3 protein-coding genes are annotated in these 5,236 nt (G+C 74.6%); all 3 read left to right on the forward strand.

Annotated features, from left to right (window positions below):
• Positions 1–372: phosphopantetheine-binding protein (locus tag Dsi01nite_RS56605; RefSeq protein ID WP_203854837.1), on the forward strand; the 372-nt coding region annotated here is incomplete at its 5' end.
• Between the two features lie 89 nt (positions 373–461).
• Entirely contained in the window at positions 462–992 is a 531-nt protein-coding gene (locus Dsi01nite_RS56610; RefSeq protein ID WP_203854838.1) for a hypothetical protein, read from the forward strand.
• A gap of 201 nt (positions 993–1,193) precedes the next feature.
• The coding region (locus Dsi01nite_RS56615) for a non-ribosomal peptide synthetase (RefSeq protein WP_203854839.1) at positions 1,194–5,236 on the forward strand (4,043 nt) is incomplete at its 3' end.

Consider the following 5,236-nt stretch of genomic DNA (forward strand, 5'->3'; position numbering starts at 1 on the left):
CTCGATGCGATCCCGCTGACCGGCAACGGCAAACTCAACCGGGCCGCGCTGCCCGGGCCGGGAACCGAGCGGCCCGACCTCGCCGACAGCTATGTGGCGCCGCGGACGCCGACCGAGGAGCTGCTGGCCGGGATCTGGGGGGAGGTGCTCGGGATCGAGCGGGTCGGCGTGCACGACAACTTCTTCGAGCTCGGCGGGCACTCGCTGCTCGCCACCCAGGTCGTGTCGCGGATTCGGGCCGGGCTCGACGCCGAGCTGGCCGTTGCGGCGCTGTTCGATCATCCGACGGTCGGTGCGCTGGCCGAGGAGATCCGGCGGGCACTCACCGGCGTCGTTGCGGAGGGCGCCGAGTTCGACGAGTTCCGGTTCTGAGCGATGGGGCGGCATCCTCCCTCAAATTCCGCCGGGCGCGCGAACTTTTAGGGGAAGCGGCCGCTGGCCGGCGGCGGGATTCTGGGAACATGACCTCACGCATCCTGACCGCAACGCGCCTGCTCGTGGTGGCCGGGGCGGCGACGATCGTCCTGGCCGGCTGCGGCGGTGGCGACGCCGGCAACGGCTCGCCCAAGGCCACAGCGTCGGCGACGCCCGACGGGCAGGCCGCGGCGCTGAACTTCGCGAAGTGCCTGCGCGAGAACGGGCAGCCGAACTTCCGCGACCCCGTGAAGAACGACCAGGGCGCGTGGGACTTCCCCGACGCGGTCGGCACCGTTCCGGACGCCTGCGCGGACCTGGCCCGGCAGGCCAAGTCCGGCGGCGGCCAGACGCAGCCCAAGCTGACGTCCGACGACATGGCGAAACTGCGCCAGTTCGCGGCCTGCATGCGCAACGCCGGGGTGGCCGACTTCCCCGACCCGCGCGATGACGGCACGTTCCTGCTCACCGGGCAGTCGGCTTCGCTGCTGGACAAGACCCGGCCCGCCGTCCCGGAGCAGGAGGAGTGCCGCAAGCAGCTGCCGGCCGGGTTGCAGCCGATGTTCGCCACGTCCTAGGCCGGATGGAGCCTCGATGGGGCTCATCTAACGCCCTCCTGGTGACGCCTTCCGGACGGTTCGCCTCCGTGCCACGGTTTGTACAGCTCTCCATGCGCCGCGCCCGAACAACTGTCCGGGCGCGGCGGTGTGCGCTGGGCGCTGTAATCCGGGCCGGTTCGATTCCGGATGGGCCCGAGCCGACGAAGAGGGTGTCGTGCGATGAGCATCTCCGCTGCCGAACTGCTCGAAGAACTGGCCCGTCGCGGCGTACGCCTCTATGTCGCCGACGGCCAGTTGAGCGGCGTCGCGGCCAAGGACGTGCTCACGCCCGAGCTGAGCCGGCTCATCCGGGACCATCGCGACGAGCTCATCGCGCTGGTGCAGGCCGGGTCGGGTGGCGCGCGCCGCGAGGAGCCGCTGGTCGCGAGGGAGCGGACCGGGCGGCTGCCGCTGTCGTTCGCCCAGGAGCGGCTGTGGTTCCTCGCCCAGCTTGATCCCGGCTCGGTGGAGTACAACTCGCCGAGCGCGATCCCGCTCGACGGCGCGCTCGACGCCCGGGACCTGGGCCGGGCGCTGGGGGCGCTCACGGCCCGGCACGAGGTCCTGCGCACCCGGCTGATCATGGACGAGGACGGCGTCCCGTATCAGGTCATCGATCCGCCGTCGGCGTTCGACCTGCCCGTCGTCGACCTGTCGGGCGCGCCGGACCCCGAGGCGGCGACCCGGGAGTGGCTCGTCGCCGACCGGCAGGCGCCGATCGACCTGGCGACCGGCCCGGTCTTCCGGGCGACGCTGCTGCGCCTCGGCGCCGAGCGGCACGTGCTGGCGATCGCCAAGCATCACGTGGTCGGCGACGAGTGGTCCAACGGCATCCTGCGCCGTGAGCTGGCGGCGCTGCACGCCGCGTTCCGCGACGGCACCGATGCGGGCCTGCCGGAGCTGCCGATCCAGTACGCCGACTTCGCCCTCTGGCAGCGCCGTTCGCTGACCGGCGAGGTCCTGCGGGCGCAGGCCGACTTCTGGCGGGAGCGGCTGGCCGGTGCGCCCGTGCTGGAGCTGCCGACGGACCGCCCCCGCCCGGCGGTGCGCTCCGCCGAGGGCGCGTCGGTCGCGTTCGGCGTGCCGGCCGAGGTCGCCGACGGGCTGCGGGCGGTCGCCCGTCAGGCCGGCGCGTCGATGTTCATGGTGGCGATGTCGGCGCTGGCAGTGGTCCTCGGCCGGCACGCCGACCAGGACGACGTGGTGCTGGGAACGCCGATCGCGAACCGTAACCGGGCCGAGATCGAGGGTCTGATCGGCTTCTTCGTCAACACCCTCGTCCTGCGCACGGACCTGTCCGGCGACCCCGACTTCGCCGAGGTGCTGCGGCGGGTGCGTTCCTCGACCCTGGCCGCGTACGACCACCAGGACCTGCCGTTCGAGCAGCTCGTCGACGAGCTCGGCGCCCAGCGCGACCGGTCGCGCACGCCGCTGTTCCAGGTGCTGTTCGCCTACGCGGCGGCCGCGGACGGCGTCGGTGCTCCGGTCGTGTCGGATGCTCTGGTACCGGTACCCGCCATCTACGACCTCACCGTGACGCTTCGGGAGGCGGGGCAGGGGCTGGTCGGCTCGCTGGAGTACAGCACCCGGCTCTTCGACGAGGCCCGGATCCGCCGGCTGGCCGGACACCTGACCACGGTCCTCGCCGCAGTCGCCGAGGACCCGCGGCGGCCACTGTCGGAGATCGAGCTGCTCACCGGCCCGGAGCGCGAGCTGCTCGCCCGCTGGAACGCCACGCAGGCCGCCCGGCCGGGCCCGGCCGGGGTCGACGCCCTGATCCGCGCCCGGGTCGAGGCGGCCGGCGACCACCCGGCGGTGCGGGCCGTCGCCGGCGACGTCGTCGGGGAGCTGACGTATGCACAGCTGTGGGCGCGGGCGGGTGAGCTGGCCGGCCGGCTGCGGGCGGCGGGCGTGGGCCCGGAGACCGTGGTCGGCGTGTGCCTGCCGCGCGGGGTCGACCTCGTGGCGGCGATCCTGGCGGTGTGGCGGGCCGGCGGCGCCTACCTGGCCCTCGACCCGCAGTATCCGGCCGAGCGGCTGGCATTCATGGTGGCCGACGCCGGCGTAGCGGTCGTGGTCGCCGACCGCGCGGTAGCCGACGCGCTGCCCCCGGTCCCCGCCACGGTGTGGGTCGACGACCCGGCCGGTGGTGCTGACTTCGCCGACCGGCACACGACCGACGCCGGGCAGGCGGCCTGCGTGATCTACACGTCCGGGTCGACCGGCCGGCCCAAGGGCACCGTGGTGCCGCACGCCGCGCTGCTCGGTGTGTTCGCCGGCTGGACCGGCGCGCACTTCGGCCCGGCCGGGTACCGCTGGCTCACCCTCGCCAGCGCCAGCTTCGACGTGTTCACCGGCGACCTGCTGCGGGCGCTGGGATCGGGCGGCACCCTGCTGATCGGCAGCCCCGGCGCCCAGCTGGCGGCGCCGCAGTGGTGGGAGCTGCTGTCCGAGGAGGCGGTCGAGGCCCTCGAGTGCGCGCCGCGGTACCTGGACGACCTGGTCGACTTCGTCGAGCGCACCGGGCGGCGGCTGCCGCGGCTGCGCCACGTCGTGGTGACCACCGACGTGTGGCAGGGCGCGGCGGCCGAGCGGGCCCGTCGCGTCCTCGGCCCGGACGTCCGGCTGTTGACCGCCTACGGCGTCACCGAGGCCACCATCGACTCGACCAGCCACGCACTCGACGGCCCGGACGTCCTCGACGGCCCGGACGTCCTCGACGGCCCGGTCCCGGTCGGCGGCCCGCTGCCGGGCGTCCGCCTCCACGTCCTGGACGGCCGGCTCCGCCCGGTACCCGCAGGCGTCGACGGCGAGCTGTTCATCGCTGGCGCCGGCATCACCCGGGGCTACGCCGGCCGGCCCGACCTGACCGCGCAACGGTTCGTTCCGGACCCCTTCGCCGCCGACGGTTCGCGGCTGTACCGCACCGGCGACCGTGTCCGCCGCGCCGAAGACGGCGCCCTGCTCTTCCAGGGCCGGCTGGACCTGCAGCTCAACGTGCGTGGCTACCGGATCGAGCCGGGCGAGGTCGAGCACGTCCTGGCCGCGCACCCCGCCGTCGCCGCGGCGGTCGTGACCGCCGACCCAGCCGGCGAGCGCCTGATCGCCTACCTGGTCCCGGCGGCCGGCGCCGAGCCGCCGACGGTCGAGCAGCTGCGGGCCTGGTGCGCCGCGCGGATGCCGCAGCACCAGGTCCCGGCCGTCTTCGTCGAGCTCGCCGCGCTGCCGCTGAGCCCGAACGGGAAGGTCGACCGGGCCGCGCTGCCCAGCCCGGACGGCGCCCGCCCCGACCTCGGCGGCGAGTTCGTCCCGGCGGCCGGGGCGACCCAGCGCCGGCTCGCCGAGCTGTGGGCCGACCTGCTCGGGGTCGACCGGGTCGGGGCCACCGACGACTTCTTCGCCCTCGGCGGGCACTCGCTGCTCGCCACCCGGGTCGTCTCGCGGATCCGGACCGGGTTCGGGGTCGAGGTGCCGGTCGCGGCGGTCTTCGACGCCCCGACCGTCGCGGCGCTGGCGGCGGTCATCGACGCGGCGTCGCCCGGCGCGGCCGCCCCGCCGCTGGTGCCGGTCCAGCGCACCGGCCCGCTGCCGTTGTCGTTCGCGCAGCAGCGGCTGTGGTTCCTGCAGCAGCTCGACCCGGGATCGGTGGAGTACAACACGCCGATGACGGTGCCGCTCGACGGCGACCTCGACGTCGAGACGCTGACCGGCGCGCTGACGGCCCTGGTGGCCCGGCACGAGGTGCTGCGCACGCGGCTGGTCGCCGGTGCGGATGGGGTGCCGTGGCAGGTGATCGACCCGGCGCCGGAGCGGTTCGAGCTGCCGTTGGTGGACGTGCTGCCGGTGCAGGAGCCGTTCGACCTCGCGGCCGGGCCGCTGTTCCGGGCCGCGCTGATGCGCATCGCCGCCGACGAGCACGTCCTGGCGCTGTCGATGCACCACGTCATCAGCGACGAGTGGTCGGCCGGCATCCTGCTGCGTGAGCTCGAGGCGTTGTACGCCGGGGCGGTGCTGGCGCCGTTGCCGGTGCAGTATGCCGACTTCGCGGTGTGGCAGCGGCAGTGGCTGTCCGGTGATGTCCTGGAGGGTCAGCGCGGCTATTGGCGGCACCGGTTGGCTGGGGTGCCGACGTTGGAGCTGCCCGCCGATCGGCCGCGGCCGGCGGTGCGTTCGTCGGAGGGTGCGGCGATCGGGTTCGCGATCCCGGTCGAGGTGGCGGACGG

The sequence above is a fragment of the Dactylosporangium siamense genome, from assembly GCF_016862795.1.
GTDB lineage: Bacteria > Actinomycetota > Actinomycetes > Mycobacteriales > Micromonosporaceae > Dactylosporangium > Dactylosporangium siamense.